Origin of the sequence: Pontixanthobacter luteolus (assembly GCF_947494915.1) — a bacterium.
GTDB classification, from domain to species: Bacteria; Pseudomonadota; Alphaproteobacteria; order Sphingomonadales; family Sphingomonadaceae; genus Pontixanthobacter; species Pontixanthobacter luteolus.
This window is the reverse complement of record NZ_CANLWR010000001.1, coordinates 140,346-157,692: the sequence shown is the minus strand read 5'-3', so window position 1 is coordinate 157,692 and position 17,347 is coordinate 140,346. Positions and strand designations below refer to the sequence as shown.

Annotated in this window: 24 protein-coding genes; 7 read left to right on the top strand and 17 right to left on the bottom strand. The window is 60.1% G+C overall.

From position 1 onward, the window contains the following. Positions 1 to 84 precede the first annotated feature (84 nt). Genes PO778_RS00715 through PO778_RS00705 form a run of 3 tightly spaced genes read left to right on the top strand, consistent with a single transcriptional unit; the run spans position 85 to position 3,097 of the window. Positions 85 to 1,404, top strand: coding sequence for a cystathionine gamma-synthase family protein (locus PO778_RS00715; RefSeq protein WP_160729213.1), 1,320 nt, complete (start codon positions 85 to 87; stop codon positions 1,402 to 1,404). 22 nt (positions 1,405 to 1,426) lie between these two features. Continuing rightward, positions 1,427 to 2,308, top strand: coding sequence for an ATP-grasp domain-containing protein (locus tag PO778_RS00710; RefSeq protein ID WP_271438252.1), 882 nt, complete (start codon positions 1,427 to 1,429; stop codon positions 2,306 to 2,308). Positions 2,309 to 2,329: 21 nt separating this feature from the next. Beyond that, positions 2,330 to 3,097: an SDR family NAD(P)-dependent oxidoreductase gene (locus PO778_RS00705; RefSeq protein WP_271438251.1), complete on the top strand. Its 768-nt coding sequence runs from the start codon at positions 2,330 to 2,332 to the stop codon at positions 3,095 to 3,097. Between the two features lie 22 nt (positions 3,098 to 3,119). On the opposite strand, the gene PO778_RS00700 is transcribed toward PO778_RS00705, so the two are convergent. Beyond that, complete coding sequence (locus PO778_RS00700) at positions 3,120 to 3,656, bottom strand: J domain-containing protein (protein WP_160729211.1); 537 nt, start codon at positions 3,654 to 3,656, stop codon at positions 3,120 to 3,122. 181 nt (positions 3,657 to 3,837) lie between these two features. On the opposite strand from PO778_RS00700, the gene PO778_RS00695 reads away from it, so the two are divergent. After that, positions 3,838 to 3,987 (top strand): hypothetical protein, encoded by a 150-nt coding sequence (locus tag PO778_RS00695; RefSeq protein ID WP_271438250.1) that lies wholly within the window; start codon positions 3,838 to 3,840, stop codon positions 3,985 to 3,987. Between the two features lie 59 nt (positions 3,988 to 4,046). Here the strand turns inward: PO778_RS00695 and pal are convergent, their stop codons facing one another. From pal to hisB, 13 genes are all read right to left on the bottom strand, one after another. Further along, positions 4,047 to 4,559 carry a peptidoglycan-associated lipoprotein Pal gene (gene pal / locus PO778_RS00690; RefSeq protein WP_271438249.1) on the bottom strand — a complete coding sequence of 171 codons (513 nt, stop codon included), beginning with the start codon at positions 4,557 to 4,559 and terminating at the stop codon, positions 4,047 to 4,049. 55 nt (positions 4,560 to 4,614) lie between these two features. Next, positions 4,615 to 5,994 carry a Tol-Pal system beta propeller repeat protein TolB gene (tolB, locus tag PO778_RS00685; RefSeq protein WP_271438248.1) on the bottom strand — a complete coding sequence of 460 codons (1,380 nt, stop codon included), beginning with the start codon at positions 5,992 to 5,994 and terminating at the stop codon, positions 4,615 to 4,617. 2 nt (positions 5,995 to 5,996) lie between these two features. After that, positions 5,997 to 6,803 carry a cell envelope integrity protein TolA gene (gene tolA / locus PO778_RS00680; RefSeq protein WP_271438247.1) on the bottom strand — a complete coding sequence of 269 codons (807 nt, stop codon included), beginning with the start codon at positions 6,801 to 6,803 and terminating at the stop codon, positions 5,997 to 5,999. 9 nt (positions 6,804 to 6,812) lie between these two features. Continuing rightward, positions 6,813 to 7,292 carry an ExbD/TolR family protein gene (locus tag PO778_RS00675; RefSeq protein WP_271438246.1) on the bottom strand — a complete coding sequence of 160 codons (480 nt, stop codon included), beginning with the start codon at positions 7,290 to 7,292 and terminating at the stop codon, positions 6,813 to 6,815. After that, complete coding sequence (tolQ, locus tag PO778_RS00670) at positions 7,293 to 8,012, bottom strand: protein TolQ (protein ID WP_160729206.1); 720 nt, start codon at positions 8,010 to 8,012, stop codon at positions 7,293 to 7,295. After that, the gene (locus PO778_RS00665) at positions 8,009 to 8,467 is read right to left on the bottom strand and encodes a YbgC/FadM family acyl-CoA thioesterase (protein ID WP_271438245.1); all 459 of its coding nucleotides are present in this window, start codon (positions 8,465 to 8,467) and stop codon (positions 8,009 to 8,011) included. The genes tolQ and PO778_RS00665 overlap by 4 nt, the downstream gene beginning before the upstream one ends. An 80-nt stretch (positions 8,468 to 8,547) precedes the next feature. Next, positions 8,548 to 8,925, bottom strand: a complete 378-nt coding sequence (locus PO778_RS00660; protein ID WP_271438244.1) for an HIT domain-containing protein — start codon at positions 8,923 to 8,925, stop codon at positions 8,548 to 8,550. 11 nt (positions 8,926 to 8,936) lie between these two features. Next, positions 8,937 to 9,266, bottom strand: a complete 330-nt coding sequence (locus PO778_RS00655; protein ID WP_271438243.1) for a phosphoribosyl-ATP diphosphatase — start codon at positions 9,264 to 9,266, stop codon at positions 8,937 to 8,939. A gap of 31 nt (positions 9,267 to 9,297) precedes the next feature. Next, the gene (locus tag PO778_RS00650; RefSeq protein WP_160729202.1) at positions 9,298 to 9,471 is read right to left on the bottom strand and encodes a PEP-CTERM sorting domain-containing protein; all 174 of its coding nucleotides are present in this window, start codon (positions 9,469 to 9,471) and stop codon (positions 9,298 to 9,300) included. Positions 9,472 to 9,539: 68 nt separating this feature from the next. Then, complete coding sequence (hisF, locus tag PO778_RS00645; RefSeq protein WP_271438242.1) at positions 9,540 to 10,301, bottom strand: imidazole glycerol phosphate synthase subunit HisF; 762 nt, start codon at positions 10,299 to 10,301, stop codon at positions 9,540 to 9,542. Then, entirely contained in the window at positions 10,298 to 11,026 is a 729-nt protein-coding gene (gene hisA / locus PO778_RS00640) for a 1-(5-phosphoribosyl)-5-[(5-phosphoribosylamino)methylideneamino]imidazole-4-carboxamide isomerase (protein ID WP_160729200.1), read from the bottom strand. Before hisA ends, hisF begins: the two co-directional genes overlap by 4 nt. A 13-nt stretch (positions 11,027 to 11,039) precedes the next feature. Continuing rightward, a complete protein-coding gene (gene hisH, locus PO778_RS00635) occupies positions 11,040 to 11,666 on the bottom strand; it encodes an imidazole glycerol phosphate synthase subunit HisH (protein ID WP_271438241.1) in 627 nt (208 codons plus the stop codon). Beyond that, a complete protein-coding gene (gene hisB / locus PO778_RS00630) occupies positions 11,659 to 12,252 on the bottom strand; it encodes an imidazoleglycerol-phosphate dehydratase HisB (RefSeq protein WP_160729198.1) in 594 nt (197 codons plus the stop codon). Before hisB ends, hisH begins: the two co-directional genes overlap by 8 nt. 106 nt (positions 12,253 to 12,358) lie before the next feature. Here hisB and PO778_RS00625 point away from each other — a divergent pair, with 106 nt between their 5' ends. Genes PO778_RS00625 through gmk form a run of 3 tightly spaced genes read left to right on the top strand, consistent with a single transcriptional unit; the run spans position 12,359 to position 14,020 of the window. After that, complete coding sequence (locus tag PO778_RS00625; protein ID WP_271438240.1) at positions 12,359 to 12,862, top strand: SspB family protein; 504 nt, start codon at positions 12,359 to 12,361, stop codon at positions 12,860 to 12,862. Between the two features lie 51 nt (positions 12,863 to 12,913). After that, positions 12,914 to 13,324, top strand: a complete 411-nt coding sequence (locus PO778_RS00620) for a hypothetical protein (protein WP_271438239.1) — start codon at positions 12,914 to 12,916, stop codon at positions 13,322 to 13,324. Between the two features lie 60 nt (positions 13,325 to 13,384). Further along, complete coding sequence (gmk, locus tag PO778_RS00615) at positions 13,385 to 14,020, top strand: guanylate kinase (RefSeq protein WP_271438238.1); 636 nt, start codon at positions 13,385 to 13,387, stop codon at positions 14,018 to 14,020. A 67-nt stretch (positions 14,021 to 14,087) separates the two neighbouring features. On the opposite strand, the gene PO778_RS00610 is transcribed toward gmk, so the two are convergent. The 3 genes from PO778_RS00610 to PO778_RS00600 are packed head-to-tail and all read right to left on the bottom strand — an operon-like array spanning position 14,088 to position 17,234. Further along, complete coding sequence (locus PO778_RS00610) at positions 14,088 to 14,894, bottom strand: SDR family NAD(P)-dependent oxidoreductase (RefSeq protein WP_271439314.1); 807 nt, start codon at positions 14,892 to 14,894, stop codon at positions 14,088 to 14,090. Between the two features lie 15 nt (positions 14,895 to 14,909). Then, a complete protein-coding gene (locus PO778_RS00605) occupies positions 14,910 to 16,049 on the bottom strand; it encodes an acyl-CoA dehydrogenase family protein (RefSeq protein WP_271438237.1) in 1,140 nt (379 codons plus the stop codon). Positions 16,050 to 16,052: 3 nt separating this feature from the next. Continuing rightward, positions 16,053 to 17,234, bottom strand: coding sequence for an acyl-CoA dehydrogenase family protein (locus PO778_RS00600; RefSeq protein ID WP_271438236.1), 1,182 nt, complete (start codon positions 17,232 to 17,234; stop codon positions 16,053 to 16,055). Positions 17,235 to 17,347: the final 113 nt, after the last annotated feature.

Here is a 17,347-nt window from a genome sequence, read left to right as displayed (position 1 = left end):
CCTGCGGAGGTTAGGGACGGGGGGCCGAACGATCCATCTGGCTCCTGCCTTCCTAGGAGCGTTTGAATAGGAAGCGACATCGCAATGACCGATGCAACCGACGCCGTTGAAACTCCAACCCCGCGCCGCAATCCCAAGCCCAAAGTCAAAACCATCAATGGCCGCGAGCTGAAACCGAGCACGCTGATGATGGGCCACGGGTATGACCCGGCCCTCTCGGAAGGTTCGCTGAAGGCTCCGATTTTCCTGACCAGCACCTTTGCGTTCGAAAATTCGGCCGCAGGCAAACGCCACTTCGAAGGCATTACCGGCAAACGCCCGGGCGGCGCAGAAGGTCTCGTCTATTCGCGGTTCAACGGGCCTAACCAGGAAATTCTGGAAGACCGCCTGGCGATCTGGGACGGTGCCGAGGATGCACTGTCGTTTTCCAGCGGAATGACTGCGATCACCGTCATGCTGCTTGCCTATTGTAATGCTGGTGATGTGATCGTCCATTCTGGCCCGCTTTATGCTGCAACCGAAGGCTTCGTCGCCAAGGTACTCAGCAAGTTCGGCATCACCTATATCGACTTCGCCGCCGGTGCCACACGCGCCGAAATCGACGCGGTTCTGGAAAAGGCCAAGGCGCAAGCAGCAGATCAGGGCGGCAAGGTCGCGATGGTCTATCTCGAAAGCCCGGCCAACCCAACCAACGCGCTGGTCGATGTGGAAGCGGTAAAGGCATCGCGCGATGCCATTCTTGATGCGGAAACCACCCCGATCGCGATCGACAACACTTTCCTTGGGCCGCTGTGGTCGCGCCCGCTGGATCATGGCGCGGATATCGTGGTCTATTCGCTGACCAAGTATGTCGGCGGCCATTCCGACCTTGTCGCTGGCAGCATCGCCGGGGCGAAAAAATGGATGGATCCTGTCCGTGCGCTGCGCAACACGATGGGTGGCATTGCCGATCCCAACACCGCATGGATGCTGATGCGCAGCCTTGAAACCGTTGAACTGCGGATGCAGCGCGCGGGCGAAAATGCAGCAAAAGTATGCGCATTCCTGAAAGACCATCCAAAGGTCGAAGGACTCGGCTATCTCGGCTTCATCGAAGACCCTCGCCAGCAAGACATATACGATCGTCATTGTCTCGGCGCAGGCTCGACCTTTTCGCTTTTCGTCAAAGGCGGCGAAGAAGAGGCCTTCCGATTCCTCGATGCGATGAAGATCGCAAAACTCGCTGTCAGCCTTGGCGGCACCGAAACGCTGGCGAGCTGCCCTGCTGCCATGACGCACCTGTCAGTGCCTGATGAACGCAAGGCGCAGCTGGGCATCACGCCCAACCTCGTGCGCATTAGTATCGGCATCGAAGACCCGGACGATCTGATCGCCGACTTCGGCCAGGCGCTGGACGCAGTCTGACGGTATTGCGGGGCAGGCGGTAATGCATATCGGATTTCTCGCCTGCCCCGAAACCATGCCCAGCGCTGGCACGCGCCGCGGCGATGCGTTTGAACACGACCTCCAGATGGCAGCGTTACGCCCCGCCATCGAGGGGCGACGCGGCACGCTGACCGAAATCGAATGGCGAAGCCCGCGTGAAGCGTTTGCCGGTGTCGATCTGGTCCTGCTGGGCACCGCGTGGGACTATCAGGACCATGCAGCTGAGTTTCTTGCCGCGCTCGAAACTCTGGAAGAGGCCGGGATCGCGGTCTGCAACCCTCCATCGCTGGTGCGCTGGAACATGGACAAGCGCTATTTGCTCGACCTCGAAAGCAAGGGTGCGCGCATTATTCCAACCGTTTGGGCAAATAACCCCGGGCTGGCCGATATCGAGCAGGCGCTGGACCGGTTCGGCTGCGAAACCATAGTTGTGAAACGTCAGGTCGGTGCCGGGGGGTTGGGCCAGCATCTGTTTTCGCGCGGATCGTTGCCCGCTGACGAATGGACCATGGGCCGGGCCGCGATGATCCAGCCTTTCCTTCCTTCGATCAAGGATGAAGGCGAACTCTCTTTCGTGTTCATCGATGGCCGGTTCAGCCATGCAATTCGCAAGACTGCGGCAGACGGCGAATATCGCATCCAGTCGCTATATGGTGGCAAGGAAGCCAAATTCACACCTCAGCCAGAGGATATCAGCCAAGCTGCATCTGTGGTGGCTGCCATGCCCGGCGGCGCCCCGCTGTATGCCCGGATTGATCTGATCCGCGATGTGGCCGGGCATTTAATGGTGATGGAAGCGGAAGCGATCGAGCCATTCCTTTACCCGGTACAGGGTCCGGAATTGGGAGAGTCGCTCGCCTCTGCTATCGAAAGCCGCCTGTAACACCTCGATACGGAGACGCACATGCCCGATCAGAAACCGGTTTTCCTAGTTCTGGGGGCGGGCGCCGGCATAGGCGGGCACGTCGCAAAACGGTTTGCCGCAGGCGGTTATCACGCCGTTCTGGCAAGACGTTCCGACGAGGCGGGACTGCAAAGGCTGGTTGATGACATTCGCGATTCTGGCGGGGAGGCGAGCGGCAAATTGTTGGATGCTTCACTACCGGATTCGATTGAGGATCTGGTGGAGGACGTAGAACGCAGTATCGGCCCCATCCACAGCGCACTGTTCAATCTCGGCGCGCAGATTGGCAACCGCCGGCTGGAAGACACCACTTACAAGGCGTTTGAGCTGGGCTGGCGATTGGCAACCTTCGCTCCGTTTCGCCTGGCCTCTGCCCTGCTTCCGCACATGGCGCAGCGCGGTACCGGCTCGCTTCTGGTCACCAGCGCAACTGCAGCGGTGCGGGGCAATGCCGGTCAGCATAGTCATGCGGCGGCGATGGGCGGGCGGCGAATGCTGTGCCAATCGCTGAATGCCGAATTTGCGCCAAAGGGGGTCCATGTCGCCCACATCGTGATTGACGGGCCAGTGGACGCGCCCGACACACTAGGGAAAATGCTGAGCGACAGTTTCGATGCTTACAAGGCCAGCAAGGGCGAGGACGGGATAATTGATCCAGCCGCCGTCGCAGAAACCTATTGGCACCTCGCACATCAGCCGCGCAGCGCGTGGACACATGAACTGGATATTCGCCCCTACACTGACACGCCGTGGTGGAACGACAATTGATCGCCGGAGCAAGCTAGCGCGGTCATCCCTTCCATTCGCGGCGTTCTTCAGCCTGCTTGAGAACTTCGTAGGCGACGGAGATTTTCTGAAATTCCTTGGCCGCTTCCTTGTCGTTCGGCTTCACATCCGGGTGTACGGCCTTCGCCTTGATCCGGAATGATCGCTTTATCAGTTCGAAATCAGCATCGGCTTCCAGTTCCAGAACTTCCAGCGCGAGCATTTCATCTGCCGAGCGGTTGCCGTCGCCCGTCCCGCCAGACCAGCCGTAATGCGATGCCTCGGCATAAGCGTCGGCGTCGCGCTGTTCGGTGCGCTGGCGTTCAGCAGCCTGTTCCTTGTCCAGCCCTTCGAAATAGTCCCAGCCCTTGTTATATTCTGCCGCGTGTTTCTGGCAGAAATACCAACGGTCCGGGCTGTTCGGCGATTTCGGAGCCGGACACAGTCCCGCATCGCTGCAACCATGCCGGTCGCATTCTCGCTGAGCCACGGTTTCTCGCGACGAGCCATAGCTGCGCCAGCGCGGGAAGCCCCAATCGTTCGAACGCCCCTTTCCGGTCACGATATCAGCACAGCGCCAGCCGCGCGGGAAGGTGTTGGTCGAATGGGCATGTCGTTCAGTCTAGGGATTATTGCGCGACTTTGAAAGGCCGGGAACAAAGTTGCTGATTGAAATGTTGCAACGCAACGAAGCTTTCATATATTCCGCCTAACGGCAGGTAAGTACACGGTCTAAAGGTATCATGAGCAAGCAAGCCTCCCTCTCCGCAACTATTTCTGCAATCACGATGGCGCTGTTCGCCGCATCGGCGCTGCTGGGCGGTTTGCAGGGTGATCTGCCGCAAAGCGAGCTGCCTGAAATGTCGATCTCGGCGTCGGTCGAGCTGCCGTAATCATGAAAAAGGGCGGCCAAGCTGCTGCCCGGCCGCCCCTTTGCATTACCATAGAATAATCAGCTAATAACGACGCTAACCGCACGGCGGTTCTGCGCCCATGCCTGTTCATTCGATCCGGTCGCGACCGGGCGTTCCTTGCCGTAGCTGACCGTACGGATACGGTTTGCCGGCACGCCAAGGCTGACCAGATAGTTCTTCGCCGCATTGGCCCGGCGTTCACCCAAAGCAAGGTTGTAGTCGCGGGTGCCGCGCTCGTCGCAGTGCCCCTCCACCGTGATGTTGATCGCCTGATTGCGCATCAGATACTGCGCCTGCGCCTGCAGGGCAGCGGCATCTTCGCCATCGATGTTAAACCGATCAGTGTCGAAGAAAATCACGTTCTGGCCGTTCACGCCATTGACGAAATGTTCCTGAGTGCCAAGCACCGGGCCAGCTGGCGCGGGGTTGTTCGGGGTGGTCTGGGTAGACGGGCCAGGTTCGGGCGGAAGCACTTCTGGCGCGGTTGTCTTGCAGCCGGCCAGCGCGGCAGCACCTGCAAGCAGAGCAATAGTGGTGAAACGAGTATTCATCTGACGTCTCCTTACGCTGGGATTTTGCGACCCAGCTTACTCCAAATCAATGCATTCAGGGGAGAATCGGTCCCCATGCCGGATCTGACGCGTCCACCGGCGTCGGCAGCTTCCTTTCATTTCGGCCTGTCAGATCGACTTGCCAGAGTGAGGTATCGCCCGAATTTCGGGCAGTCCGGAAAAACTGTACGATGCGGCCATTTGGCGCCCAGGTCGGGGCTTCATCCTGCCAGCTATCGGTCAGATGACGCAGATCGCCGCCGCGCGGGTTCATCACCGCGATGCGGAAATTGCCTGCAATATGGGTGAACGCGATCTGGTCTCCGCGCGGGCTCCATTCCGGCGTCGCAGCGCGGCCGCCAAAGAATGTCAGCCGCTTCTGATTGCGACCATTGGCGTCCATCACGTAGATTTGCTGACTGCCCGACCGGTCGCTTTCGAACACAATCTTGCTGCCATCGGGTGAATAGGAACCGCCGATGTCGATACCCGGCGTATTGGTCAGGCGCATGCTCGGCCCGCCCTCTGCGGACACGCGGTAGATATCGGTGTTGCCCGATACGGCCATGGAATACAGAATCCAGTTTCCGTCGGGCGACCAGCGCGGCGCAAAGGTCGGGTTCTCGCTCTGCGTGATCAGCGTCTGACGGCCCGTGCCGATGTCATAGACGTAGATACGCGGATTACCGTCGACATAGCTGAGATACAGAAGCTTGCGGTAATCCGGCGAATAACGCGGTGTCAGCGCAGTAGACCGACCGGTTGTGATGAAGCGGTGGTTTGCGCCGTCGCTGTCCATGATGGCCAGGCGTTTTGTGCGGTTATCCTTCGGTCCGGTTTCCGCGATATAAGCGATCCGGCTGTCGAAGAACGGGTCTTCGCCGGTCAGCCGCGAATAGACCAGATCAGCACATTTATGCGCCGCCCTGCGCCAATCCGCAGGCGGAACCACCCAACCGGAGCGTGCCAGTTCATCGCGCAGGGCAACATCATAGAGATAACAGCCCACGGTCAGCCGCCCGTCGGGACGTGCGCGGACATAGCCATGCACCAGCATTTCCGCGCTACGGTTCGACCATGTCGGCCAGTTGGGCGCGGTAATCTGGGTAAAGCTGGGCTGCGGCAATGCATCGGGCCCTGTTGGTTTGAACAGGCCGTTATTGCGCAGATCGTTGAAAACCACCTGCGCCATCTGTTTGCCCAGCCCCGCAGTCCCCGAACTGCTGGCAGGCGTTTCAACGTCGCGGTCGGTTGCAAATCCGGCGATTGCGATACCCAGATCTTCCCAATCGCTTTCGTCGGTGACGCTGCCCGAAAGGCCGCCCTCCTGCTCGACAGTCTCGACCTCTCCGCCTTGCGGAACGGGGGTACCAAGATCCTGCGCAGCGGCGGGCGCTGCTATGGTCAGGGCAATCAGGAAAGTCCAAATTCGCATTGTCAAAGCCTTCTGTCGAAACGCCAGTCGCGGATATAACTCCACTTATCGTAGAATTCGTCCGGCAGGTTGAATGGTGCGGCGAGTTGCACCGCACGTATGGCGCGCTCCGCATGAACCTGTGCCTGCGCGCGGTTTGCATCGGTTATTCCGGTCTGGCTTACCACCGTGGGGGTGTTTGCGAGCGAACCGTCGCGGTTCATCCGCCAGGTGAGCACTGTCACCAACCGTTCGGTTTCCAGCCCCTGCGGCGCGCGCCAGTGGGGCTTGAGCTGGCGATTGATTGCCTGGCTCAATGCCGCCTGTTCGGCGCGGCCAAAAGTGGCTGCCGGGGCGCGCGTTTCCGCAGTATTCGAACTTGATCCGGAACCCGGCAGGAAGTCCGCGCCGATCCGGCTGCCTCCGCTGCGCGTTGGGGTAGAGCGTGGTTGCGGCTGAGGTCGGGACTGCGGCCTGCTTTCAGGCCGGTCGGGCCGGCGGCGCGGCTCGCGCGATACAGCTGGGCGCGACGGCGCGCTGGTTGCAACCGGTCTTGGCGCAGGGATCGGCGGGGTAATCTGTGTCTCCGTCACTTCCGGCGCGGGGCTGTCGGACAATGTCGGGGCAATTGCCTCACGGCTTTCAGGCACCGGCTGCGGGGACATAGCCTCAAGCCCGACATCTTCGGCCAGACTGACCGTTACCCGTTCGGGCACCGGAACTGGTTCAGCCGGCGACCGGACCAGCATCACGACCACCAGCGCCAGATGCAGCGCCACTGCCGCGACCAGCGCAATAATCTCTTCGGTACGGAGTGCGGACGCTGCCATACTAGCCAGCTATTGCTCCAACTCTGAACCGGAAATGACCGCCGGTTGCTGCGCCGTGCTGCTCGTCACCAGTGCAATCGAGTTGAAGCCTGCACGGTTCAACTCGCCCATGACGGCCATCATGCGCCCGTAATCGAGCATCCTGTCGCCGCGCAAGGTGACCTGCGGCTTCGTCCCGTCCGGGTTTGAGGTGACATTCGCCAGTCGGTCGGGCAATTCGCCGGGGGCCAGCGGCTCATTGCCGAGATAGATCACACCGTCAGAGGCGACAGTGATCGTGACCGGGTCCTGTTCCTGCGGCAGTGCGGCGGCGCGGCTGTCAGGCAGTTCGACAGGAACACCGGATGACAGCAGCGGCGCGGTGACCATGAAAATGATCAGCAGCACCAGCATCACGTCGACGAATGGCGTGACATTGATTTCAGCCATCGGCGTCCGTTTCGAACGGCGGCCGCCCCGGCGCGATGAAGATGCGAGACCCATCCCCATTTAAAGGCGCTCCAGCTCTCGGCTGAGGCTGGCGTGGAACCGGTCCGCAAATCGCTGCAGACGCGATTCGAGCGAGTTCACGCCATGGCTGAAGCGGTTGTATGCGATGACCGCGGGGATTGCCGCGAACAGGCCGATGGCAGTTGCAAACAGCGCTTCGGAAATACCCGGCGCAACCACCGCGAGCGAGCTGTTTTCCTGTACGCCGATCTGGAAGAAGCTGTTCATGATACCCCAAACGGTCCCGAACAGACCCACAAACGGCGCGACTGAACCGACGGTGGCGAGGAAGTTGAGCCGATCGGCGAGGCTGTCTGCCTCCTGCGCGACCTGGCTTTCCATTGCGCCGGCCAGCCTTTGACGCGTGCCATCGCGGTCCAGCGGGCCGGTGCGCCCTTTTGCAGATCTGCGCCATTCGGACATGCCGGCAGCTGCAATGTTGGCAGACGGAATATCCTGGCGGGCACGCTGCTTCACCAAGGCATCGAAATCGTCGGCCTTCCAGAATTCCGTTTCGAACGCGGCGCAGCGTTTTTTCACCCGGGCAAGGCGCAGGCTGAAGCTGATGATGATCATCCAGACCCAGATGCTGGCAAGGATCAGGCCCAGCATCACCGCCTGAACCACGATGTCGGCGTCGAGGAACAATTGCATCGGGTTGAGCCTGCCCGAATGGACCGGCTCAGCAGAAACCGCAGCAAGGATAGGAAATAGGTTCATTCGTTCTCTTCTCGGGAAATGATCTTGGCAAATGCGTCGCGCCATTCTTGCGGCTGCCGGGTCGGGCGTCCGGTTGGCGCGACAAAACCCACCCGCAGGCTTGCTTCGCAGAGCAATTCTGAACCGCGCATTGCACGTTGGTGCATCAACACGCTGGCGGCCTTTATTTCGGTGCAGCGCGTGTGGATTATCACATCGTCATCAAGCTTTGCCGGACGGGCATAGCGGATCTGGATATCGGCCACCGCATACGCGCCCTGCCCCGCTTCGATCGCGGCCCGCTGGTCTATTTCCAGCATTCGCAGGACATCCGAACGCGCCCTTTCAAACCAGCGCAGATAGTTGGCGTGATAGACGATCCCGGAAAGGTCGGTGTCTTCATAATAGACGCGCACCGCATAAAGGTGCAGCGGGCCATCGAAGGTTCCCCCGGGCGGATTTGGCGTTTTGCTCATATTCACGCCGCCTTAGCGCAGCGCGGAATCGCGCGGCAAGCGATTGTTGGATGCAGCCGGGATGCAGCGGCGAACGGTGCCTAGCGCGCGATCATCGGCCCCAGGAACTGGCGGCCGAACAGGTGCACATGCAGATGCGGCACTTCCTGCCCGCCATGCGCGCCAACATTGGCCAGCAAGCGGTAACCCGGCTGTACCAGATCGTGTTCACGCGCGACATTACCGACCGCGCGGATGAAACCGGCGATTTCGGCGTCGGACGCCTTGGCGGAAAAATCGTCCCAGCTGACATAGCTTCCCTTGGGGATGACCAGCACGTGCAGTTCAGCCTGCGGATTTATGTCGGGAAACGCATACGCCCATTCATCTTCATACAGCTTGGTCGACGGGATCTCTCCGCGCAGTATCTTGGCGAAGATGTTCTGGTCATCATATGGCTGGGTTGCGTCAATCGGCATGTGGTTGCTCCCTATTCAGCCGGCCTGCTGGCTTTTTCATCAAGCCCCGACACACCTTCGCGCCGGTCAAGTTCGGCCATCACCTCAGCCAGCGAAACATCCTTGGCCGACAAGAGAACCAGCAGGTGGAACATGACATCGGCCGCCTCGCCGACCAATTCATCGCGATCTTCGGCAAGCGCGGCGACGACAGCCTCGACAGCTTCTTCGCCCAGCTTACGGGCGATTATGGGCAAGCCGCGCGAATGCAGTTTCGCAACATAGCTGGACGAAGGGTCGGCGCCCTTGCGCTGTGCAATCGTCTGTTCAAGCCGGGCGAGTGTATCGGGAATGCTGCTCATGCCCGGGCCATGCCGCGCATCGGGAAAACCGTCAATCGTCCTGCTGGTTCTGTTTCCGGCGCGCGATCATGCGGCCCACGATCAGGCCGGTCAGACCGAGGCCGAATAGCGCCATATTGCTAGGCTCGGGAATGGGTGTTCCGCCGCCGGCATGGGCGGGCGATGCAATAACCGCGCCCGCAAGCAAAAAGATGCATGTCCTCATGCGGCGCACATGGACCGATGCGCATATTTCGCAACTGCAATATAACCCCCGTCCCGCAGAGGGACGTATCAGGCGCGGGCAGGAAGCCCGGCAGCGCGCAAGGCGGCGTGCGCCTCTGCTATCGTGTGTTCGCCGAAGTGGAATATCGATGCAGCCAGCACAGCGCTTGCGTGGCCCCTCGTGACCCCCTCCACCAAATGGTCGAGCGTGCCGACTCCGCCGCTGGCAATCACCGGCACATCGACGCTGTCGGCAATCGCACGGGTCAATTCCAGATCGTAACCCGCCTTGGTTCCATCACCGTCCATCGATGTGACGAGCAATTCGCCCGCGCCCAGATCGGCCAGCCGCTTGGCGTGTCCAAGCGCATCGATCCCGGTCGGCTTGCGACCGCCATGGGTGAAAATTTCCCATTTGCCGGGGCCCGTTTTGCGGGCGTCGACAGAGCCGACCACGCATTGACTGCCGAATTTGGCCGCAATCTCGGAGACGACCTCTGGCCGCTTGACCGCGGCACTGTTGATCGCAACTTTGTCTGCGCCCGCCAGCAGCAGAGCGCGTGCATCCTCTACTGAAGAAACGCCTCCGCCCACGGTCAGCGGCATGAAGCACACCTCTGCTGTGCGCTTGACGACATCGAGCAGAGTGCCGCGCCCTTCATGCGTGGCCGAAATATCGAGAAAACACAGCTCGTCAGCGCCCGCCGCATCATAGGCCTGCGCCTGTTCCACCGGATCGCCTGCATCGCGCAGATCGACGAAATTCACGCCTTTGACCACGCGCCCGTCGGCGACGTCGAGGCAGGGGATAACCCGGATGCGGACTGTCACGCCCGCGCCGCCATCGCAATCGCCGCCGCCAGATCCAGACGCCCGTCATATAAAGCGCGCCCGGTGATCACGCCTTCAATCCCCTGGCTGGCCTGCATCGCGAGAATGTGAATATCGTCCAGCCCCTTGACCCCGCCGCTGGCAATAACCGGCAGATCGGTGCGCTGGGCCAGCTCGACGGTCGCATCGATGTTGCAGCCCTTAAGCATACCGTCACGCCCGATGTCGGTGAACAGCAGGCTGGCGACGCCCGCATCCTCGAACCGGCGGGCCATGTCCGCGATCGGCACATCGGATACTTCCGCCCAGCCGTCGGTCGCGACCATTCCATCGCGCGCATCGACCGCCACGACGATCCCGTTTTCCCATTCCTTCGCCATCTGTTTGACAAATTCGGGATTCTTCAGAGCCGCAGTGCCGATCACGATCCGCGCGACACCGGCATTGAACCATCCCTCTACATCGCCCGGTGTCCGAATGCCTCCGCCAAGCTGGACGTGGCCGGGAAACGCTTCGACGATCGCCTCGACAGCTTCGCGGTTCTGCGCGCTGCCGGCGAAGGAACCGTCGAGATCGACCACGTGCAGATGCTGCGCGCCGGCCTCGGCGAACAGCATGGCCTGCGCCGCCGGGTCATCCCCGTAAACGGTCGCGCGGTCCATATCGCCTTCTGCCAGACGCACGACTTCGCCGCCTTTCAGGTCGATCGCGGGAAAGACAATCATGCCAAAACTCCAATCAAGGGCGCCAGTCCAAAAACCGTTCGAGCAAGGCCAATCCGTAGGCCTGGCTCTTTTCAGGGTGAAACTGCACACCAACAATAGTGTCACGCGCCACCGCCGCAACCAGGCCGCCGCCGTGATCTGTCATTGCGGCAATATGGTGCGGGTCGGATACCGTGAAATGATAGGAATGCAGGAAATAGGCCTCGCCCTCCTCCAGCAGATCGTGGCTCGGCACATGGGTGGTCAGCGCGACATCGTTCCACCCCATATGCGGCACCTTGATCGCCGGATCGGTTTTTTCGATCAGCTCCACCTCGCCTGCGATCCAGTTCAAGCCCTTCGTCTCACCGTGTTCGAGCCCGCGTGTGGCGAGCAATTGCATCCCCACGCAGATGCCCAGAAACGGCGCGCCGCCAATTTCGACCCGTTCGGTCATGGCCTCGACAAGCCCATCGATGGATTTGAGCCCTTCGGCACATGCCTTGAACGATCCGACACCGGGCAGCACGATGCGATCTGCTGCGCGGACGACATCGGGATCGGCGGTAACGGCGACCTTCGCGCCGACCGCTTTCAGCGCGTTCTCGACCGAATGCAGGTTGCCCGCGCCGTAATCGATCAGCGCGATTGCTTCAGCCACCTAGCTGCCCCTTGGTGCTGGGAATTGCCCCGCCCTTGCGCTGGTCCAGTTCGACACCGGTGCGCATAGCGCGGGCAAAACCCTTGTAGATCGCTTCGCAGATGTGGTGGTTGTTGGTGCCGTAAATCAGTTCGATGTGGAGCGTGATGCCCGCGGTCTGCGACACGGAATGGAACCAGTGTTCGATCAGTTCGGTATCCCATTCGCCCAGCTTTTCCTGGCTGAAGCCTGCCTTCCACACCAGATAGGGGCGCCCTGAAATATCCAGCGCGACCCGGGCCAGCGTTTCGTCCATCGGGGAATAGGCCGTGCCGTATCGCCCGATGCCCGCCTTGTCGCCCATCGCCTGCGCCAGTGCCTGTCCCAGGGCGAGCGCGCTGTCTTCGGTCGTGTGATGCTGATCGACATGCAAATCGCCGTCGATCTTCATCGTCACATCAATCAACGAATGGCGGCTGAACTGCTCCACCATGTGGTCGAGAAATCCTATGCCGGTCGATACGTCATATTTGCCGGTGCCATCGAGGTTTACTTCGACCTCGATCTTCGTTTCGGCGGTGTTTCGTTCTATTCGGGCTGTACGCATGCGGTGCGCTATACGCGCTCCGAATGGACGCGCAAGCATGAGGATTGATGACATTCCTCTATTCCCGCTTGACCATGCGCGTGCATCTCGCCACCTAGCAACCGATATGAGTGACGAAACGCCCGATAGCTTGATCCCCTACGACGAGATCGTACAAGAAGCACTGCGTGCCGTGGTTGGCCGCGTGCTCGGACAAATCGTCGAAATGGGCAGCGAACTGCCCGGCAACCATCATTTCTACATCACGTTCAAGACCGGCGCACCGGGCGTATCGATCCCCACCAGCCTGCGTGAACGCTTTCCTGACGAAATGACCATCGTCCTGCAGAACAAGTTCTGGGACCTGGGCGTTGATGATGACGGGTTCACCGTCGGCCTCAGCTTTAACGCGGTGCCGGCCAAGCTGGACATCCCGTTTTCGGCCATCACTGCGTTTGTCGATCCGGCGGTCGATTTCGGCCTGCAGTTTCAGGCAACTGTCGCCGACATGTCACCCGAAGAGCATGAAGATGCAGAGAATGACGTTCCGGAACCGGGCGAGCATCCAGCCGTTACAGAAAGCGAAGACGGCTCAAACGTCGTCACGGTCGATTTCGGCCGCAAGAAATAGGCGCAGACCGGCGGCAGCTTGGGTCCGCGCCGTGCAGGGGCGGATAAATCTATGGTCAAACATGTTTCAGAAATCGGCGCTGATGCGATTGCAGAGGCGCGCGAACATACGCCGGGTGATGCCGCAGAGGTGCCCGGCCCCAGCACCAATCCCGCAACCAATCTGATCATGGCAGACATTGCCATGCGCGCCGGGTCGTATGTCCTGCGCAGCGCGGTTGAAAAAGGTTTCCTGAGCGGCCGCTACGGCAAGGAAACCGCCAGCAATATCGTCCAGAACAAGACACTGGGGCAAAACATCGTTTCGTTTGCCTTGGCAAAGGTCGCCACACGGTCACTTCCGGGCGCGATCGTCGTTGGCGGCGGCGTAGTGGCCAAGACGCTGTTTGACCGCAGCCAGAAACGCCGCAAGTCCAAGCGTGCCGGAGACAAGGCGCTGATCGAGCAGTCGAAAGACAACTAAGGGCGCGGATATTCCGCATCCGGCCTTGATTTCGCAGCTATGCCTGACGCATTAGCGGGCATGGCCGACCAAGAAGATCTCCACCGCCGCGGACTCATGTTCATTCTTTCCTCCCCCTCGGGCGCGGGAAAGACAACCATTTCGCATATGCTGCTGACCGCGGACGAGGAAATCAAACTCTCCGTTTCTGCGACCACGCGTCCGCGCCGCGAGGGCGAGATTGACGGGATCGATTATCACTTCGTCAGCGAAACCCAGTTCGATGAAATGGTCGAAAAAGACGATTTCTACGAATGGGCGCATGTGTTCAATCACCGCTACGGCACGCCGAAGGGATATATCCGGTCGGGACTGAAAGAAGGGCAGGATTTCCTGTTCGACATCGACTGGCAGGGCACCCAGCAGCTTTATCAAAAAGACCAGCAGGATGTGGTGAGCGTGTTTATCCTGCCGCCCAGCCTGGTCGAACTTCGCCGCCGCCTTGAATCGCGCGGGACAGACACCGCCGATGTAATCGAAGGCCGGATGGACCGGGCCCGCGGCGAAATCAGCCACTGGGCAGAATACGATTATGTCGTCATCAATGACGATGTCGACCAGTGCTTCGTCAAGGTCCGCGAGATACTGCATGCCGAACGGATGAAGCGCACGCGCCAGACCGGACTAATCCCGTTCGTGCGCGAATTGATGGAATAAGGCACTTCAACAGAAAAGGCCGCCGGATCGCTCCGGCGGCCTTTCTTGATTACGCATTTTGCAGCGATCAGGTGCCTGACGGATCAACGAAATTGCCGGCACCGATATTAGCGTTCACCACGCCTCCATCGATCGGAATAGTCGTACCCACGACATAGTCGCCTGCACGGCTGAGCAGGTAGATCGCACCCGCAGCCATATCTTCGGTCACACCCACACGCCGCGAAGGGATGCCCTTTTCCACCAGGTCTGCATTGTCGCGTGCTGCACGGTTCATCGCACTGGGGAAGGCGCCCGGGCCGATGCCGTTGACGATGATATTGTGGCCAACCAGTTCTGCGGCCATCCGCCGGGTCAGGTGGATCAGGCCAGCTTTCGATGCCTGGTACGGGTAAGTCGGCCACGGGTTCGACTTCATCCCGTCGATCGAGGCGATCATCAGCACCTTGGCCGGACGTTCCTTGGTTCCCGCGGCCTTGAGCAAAGGCAGCAGCTTTTGCGTCAGGAAGAACGGTGTCTTCACGTTCAGGTCCATCGTCCGGTCCCAGCCGGCCTCTGAAAATTCCTCGAACGGTTCGCCCCATGCGGCACCGGCATTATTCACTAGCAGGTCCAACTTTTCTTCGCGGCTGGCCAGATCGTCAGCCAACGCCTTGATCCCTTCCATCTGCGAAAGATCACCGGTCAAACCGATAACTTTATCGCCCAGTTCGGCAGAGGTTTCATCGACCTGCTCTTTCTTGCGGGCGACAATATAAACCTTGGCGCAGCCCGCTTCGAGCAAGCCTTCCACGATCATCTTGCCAATCCCGCGCGAGCCGCCGGTTACCAGAGCGATCTTGCCTTGGAGGCCGAACAAATCAGTCAGTTTCATCATCGTTCGTTCTCCTTAGTATCCGCTCATCTGGGCAACGCGCCCTGCGTGGTAATAGGCATCGCCCAGGAATTCCTGCAGCGCACGGTCGCGCTTCATATACAGGCCGATGTCATATTCGTCGGTCATTCCGATGCCGCCGTGCATCTGAACGCCTTCTTTCACCGCAAGGCCAGCCGCCTTTGCGACTTTTGCCTTGGCGACGGAGACCATCAGGTCGGATTGTTCGCTGCCTGCATCAAGCAGCTGCCCGGCCTTGATCGTCACCGCGCGTGCGATTTCGACTTCGGAATAAAGGTGCGCTGCACGGTGCTGAAGCGCCTGGAATTCGCCAATCAGCTTGCCGAATTGCTTGCGCTGCTTGAGGTAATCGATGGTCATGTCCATCGCGCCGCCTGCAACGCCGCAGCCTTCCGCTGCTGCGCCGAGCCGGCCTGCGTTGAGCACCTTGTTGAGAACTTCGCGTCCGCCATCGACTTCGCCGATAACCGCATCTCCATCCAGTTCGACACCGTCCAGCTTCATGTGCGTTGCGACAGAGCTGTCGACCAACCGGACAGCGGCATGATCGAGGCCCGCTGCATCCCTGGGCACCGCGAAAAGCGTGATGCCGTCCTCATCGTCATCCGAACCGGATGTGCGCGCAGCGACCACGATCATGTCTGCACTCGCGCCGTGAACGACAAAGTCCTTCTGGCCCGAAAGCTTGAAACCGTTACCCGATTTTTCCGCCTTTGTCTTGATCCTTTCGGGGCGGTGCTTCGCGCCCTCGTCGATCGCCACTGCAAAGACGCTGTCACCTGACAGCAGGCCCGGCAGATAACGTCCGCGCAGATCATCGCTTCCGTCTTTCAGCGCAGTCGCCGCAAGGACGGAGCTGGTGAGAAACGGAGACGGGGTGAGATTACGGCCGATCTGCTCAAGGACGATGCCGGCTTCGACATTACCCATGCCCATGCCGCCATCGTCTTCGTTCACCAGAATTCCGGTAAAACCCATTTCGGCGAACTGTTTCCACAATTCGTGGCCGAAACCGTCCTTGCAATCGCGGTCGCGCCAATGGCGCAGCTGTTTTGCAATCGCGCCTTCCTCAGACATGAACTGAGCGGCAGTGTCGGCGAGCATCGCCTGATCTTCATCGTGATATAGCGGCATTGATCAGGCTCCCGGCAGGTCGAGGATACGTTTGGAAACGACGTTCAGCATCACTTCGCTGGTGCCGCCTTCGATGGAATTGGCCTTGGTGCGCAGCCAATTACGCGATGGCTTGCCGCCGCCGGTTTCTTCGCTGTCCCACTCCAGGCTGGTCGAACCGCCAGCCGACATCATCAGTTCGTGACGGCGCTTGTTCAGTTCTGTGCCGACATATTTCATCATGTTCGGCTGTGCGGGATGGCCTTTGCCGGCCTTCATCTCGTCGAGGAATTTCTCGCCCATGGCGCCGTAAGCAAGCGCATCCACGTCGAACATGGCGAGCTCGGCTCGAAGAACAGCATCAAGCTCACCCGTTTGCCGCAGCATTGCTGCACCGATTGCAGACGTCCGATCACCGCCATCGGCACCGGAAATCATTTCGCGTTCGTGCCCAAGAAGATATTTGGCAACGTCCCAGCCGCGGTTCACTTCACCGACCTGCGCAGGAATGCCTTCGCCGTATTCCTTCGGCACCTTCACATCGTCGAAGAAAGTTTCGCAGAACGGGCTGTTGCCGCTGATCAGCAGGATCGGCTTGGTCGCGACGCCTTGGCTTTCCATGTCGAACAGCATGAAGGTGATGCCCTGATACTTGTTCGATTTGTCGGTCCGCACGAGGCAGAAAATCCAGTCGGCATGGTCAGCGTACGAAGTCCAGATTTTCTGGCCGTTCACTTCCCAATGATCGCCCTTGTCCTCGCCAAAAGTCTGCATCGAGACGAGGTCCGAACCCGAACCCGGCTCCGAGTAACCCTGGCACCAGCGGATTTCGCCGCGCGCGATTTCGTTCAGGAAACGCAGCTTTTGCGCCTCCGTGCCGAACTTCAGTAGCGCAGGGCCAAGCATCCAAATGCCGAAGCTGGAAAGCGGCGGGCGTGCATTGATCCGGCCCATTTCTTCGCGCAGAATCTTCGCCTCGGGCGCGCTCAATCCGGCGCCGCCATATTCCTTCGGCCATGCCGGAACGGTGTACCCCTTGGCGACGCACGCATCGAACCACGCCTTTTGCGCGTCGTTCTTGAAGGTGGCTTTGCGGCCGCCCCAATAAACGTCTTCTTCGTCCCTTACGGGCTGCCGCATTTCGTCCGGGCAGTTGGCCTCGAGCCAACTCCGTGTCTCTGCGCGGAAAGTTTCCAGATCTGCCATGATGTGTTCCTCTCGACTCGGTTTACAGGGCTGTAAAACCCCTCTCCAATTGCCGTTTACGTTAAGGGCAAAAGGCAGGGTCGTGCAAGCGGGAGCATGCTTTCGCGCCTTGC

Excerpts from the sequence above, each read along its gene's own strand:
- PO778_RS00715 (WP_160729213.1), top strand. The coding sequence starts at position 85 with ATGACCGATGCAACCGACGCCGTTGAAACTCCAACCCCGCGCCGCAAT.
- PO778_RS00710 (WP_271438252.1), top strand. The coding sequence starts at position 1,427 with ATGCATATCGGATTTCTCGCCTGCCCCGAAACCATGCCCAGCGCTGGC.
- PO778_RS00705 (WP_271438251.1), top strand. The coding sequence starts at position 2,330 with ATGCCCGATCAGAAACCGGTTTTCCTAGTTCTGGGGGCGGGCGCCGGC.
- PO778_RS00695 (WP_271438250.1), top strand. The coding sequence starts at position 3,838 with ATGAGCAAGCAAGCCTCCCTCTCCGCAACTATTTCTGCAATCACGATG.
- pal (WP_271438249.1), bottom strand. The coding sequence starts at position 4,559 with ATGAATACTCGTTTCACCACTATTGCTCTGCTTGCAGGTGCTGCCGCG.
- tolB (WP_271438248.1), bottom strand. The coding sequence starts at position 5,994 with ATGCGAATTTGGACTTTCCTGATTGCCCTGACCATAGCAGCGCCCGCC.
- tolA (WP_271438247.1), bottom strand. The coding sequence starts at position 6,803 with ATGGCAGCGTCCGCACTCCGTACCGAAGAGATTATTGCGCTGGTCGCG.
- PO778_RS00675 (WP_271438246.1), bottom strand. The coding sequence starts at position 7,292 with ATGGGGATGGGTCTCGCATCTTCATCGCGCCGGGGCGGCCGCCGTTCG.
- tolQ (WP_160729206.1), bottom strand. The coding sequence starts at position 8,012 with ATGAACCTATTTCCTATCCTTGCTGCGGTTTCTGCTGAGCCGGTCCAT.
- PO778_RS00665 (WP_271438245.1), bottom strand. The coding sequence starts at position 8,467 with ATGAGCAAAACGCCAAATCCGCCCGGGGGAACCTTCGATGGCCCGCTG.
- PO778_RS00660 (WP_271438244.1), bottom strand. The coding sequence starts at position 8,925 with ATGCCGATTGACGCAACCCAGCCATATGATGACCAGAACATCTTCGCC.
- PO778_RS00655 (WP_271438243.1), bottom strand. The coding sequence starts at position 9,266 with ATGAGCAGCATTCCCGATACACTCGCCCGGCTTGAACAGACGATTGCA.
- PO778_RS00650 (WP_160729202.1), bottom strand. The coding sequence starts at position 9,471 with ATGAGGACATGCATCTTTTTGCTTGCGGGCGCGGTTATTGCATCGCCC.
- hisA (WP_160729200.1), bottom strand. The coding sequence starts at position 11,026 with ATGATTGTCTTTCCCGCGATCGACCTGAAAGGCGGCGAAGTCGTGCGT.
- hisB (WP_160729198.1), bottom strand. The coding sequence starts at position 12,252 with ATGCGTACAGCCCGAATAGAACGAAACACCGCCGAAACGAAGATCGAG.
- PO778_RS00625 (WP_271438240.1), top strand. The coding sequence starts at position 12,359 with ATGAGTGACGAAACGCCCGATAGCTTGATCCCCTACGACGAGATCGTA.
- PO778_RS00620 (WP_271438239.1), top strand. The coding sequence starts at position 12,914 with ATGGTCAAACATGTTTCAGAAATCGGCGCTGATGCGATTGCAGAGGCG.
- gmk (WP_271438238.1), top strand. The coding sequence starts at position 13,385 with ATGGCCGACCAAGAAGATCTCCACCGCCGCGGACTCATGTTCATTCTT.
- PO778_RS00610 (WP_271439314.1), bottom strand. The coding sequence starts at position 14,894 with ATGAAACTGACTGATTTGTTCGGCCTCCAAGGCAAGATCGCTCTGGTA.
- PO778_RS00605 (WP_271438237.1), bottom strand. The coding sequence starts at position 16,049 with ATGCCGCTATATCACGATGAAGATCAGGCGATGCTCGCCGACACTGCC.
- PO778_RS00600 (WP_271438236.1), bottom strand. The coding sequence starts at position 17,234 with ATGGCAGATCTGGAAACTTTCCGCGCAGAGACACGGAGTTGGCTCGAG.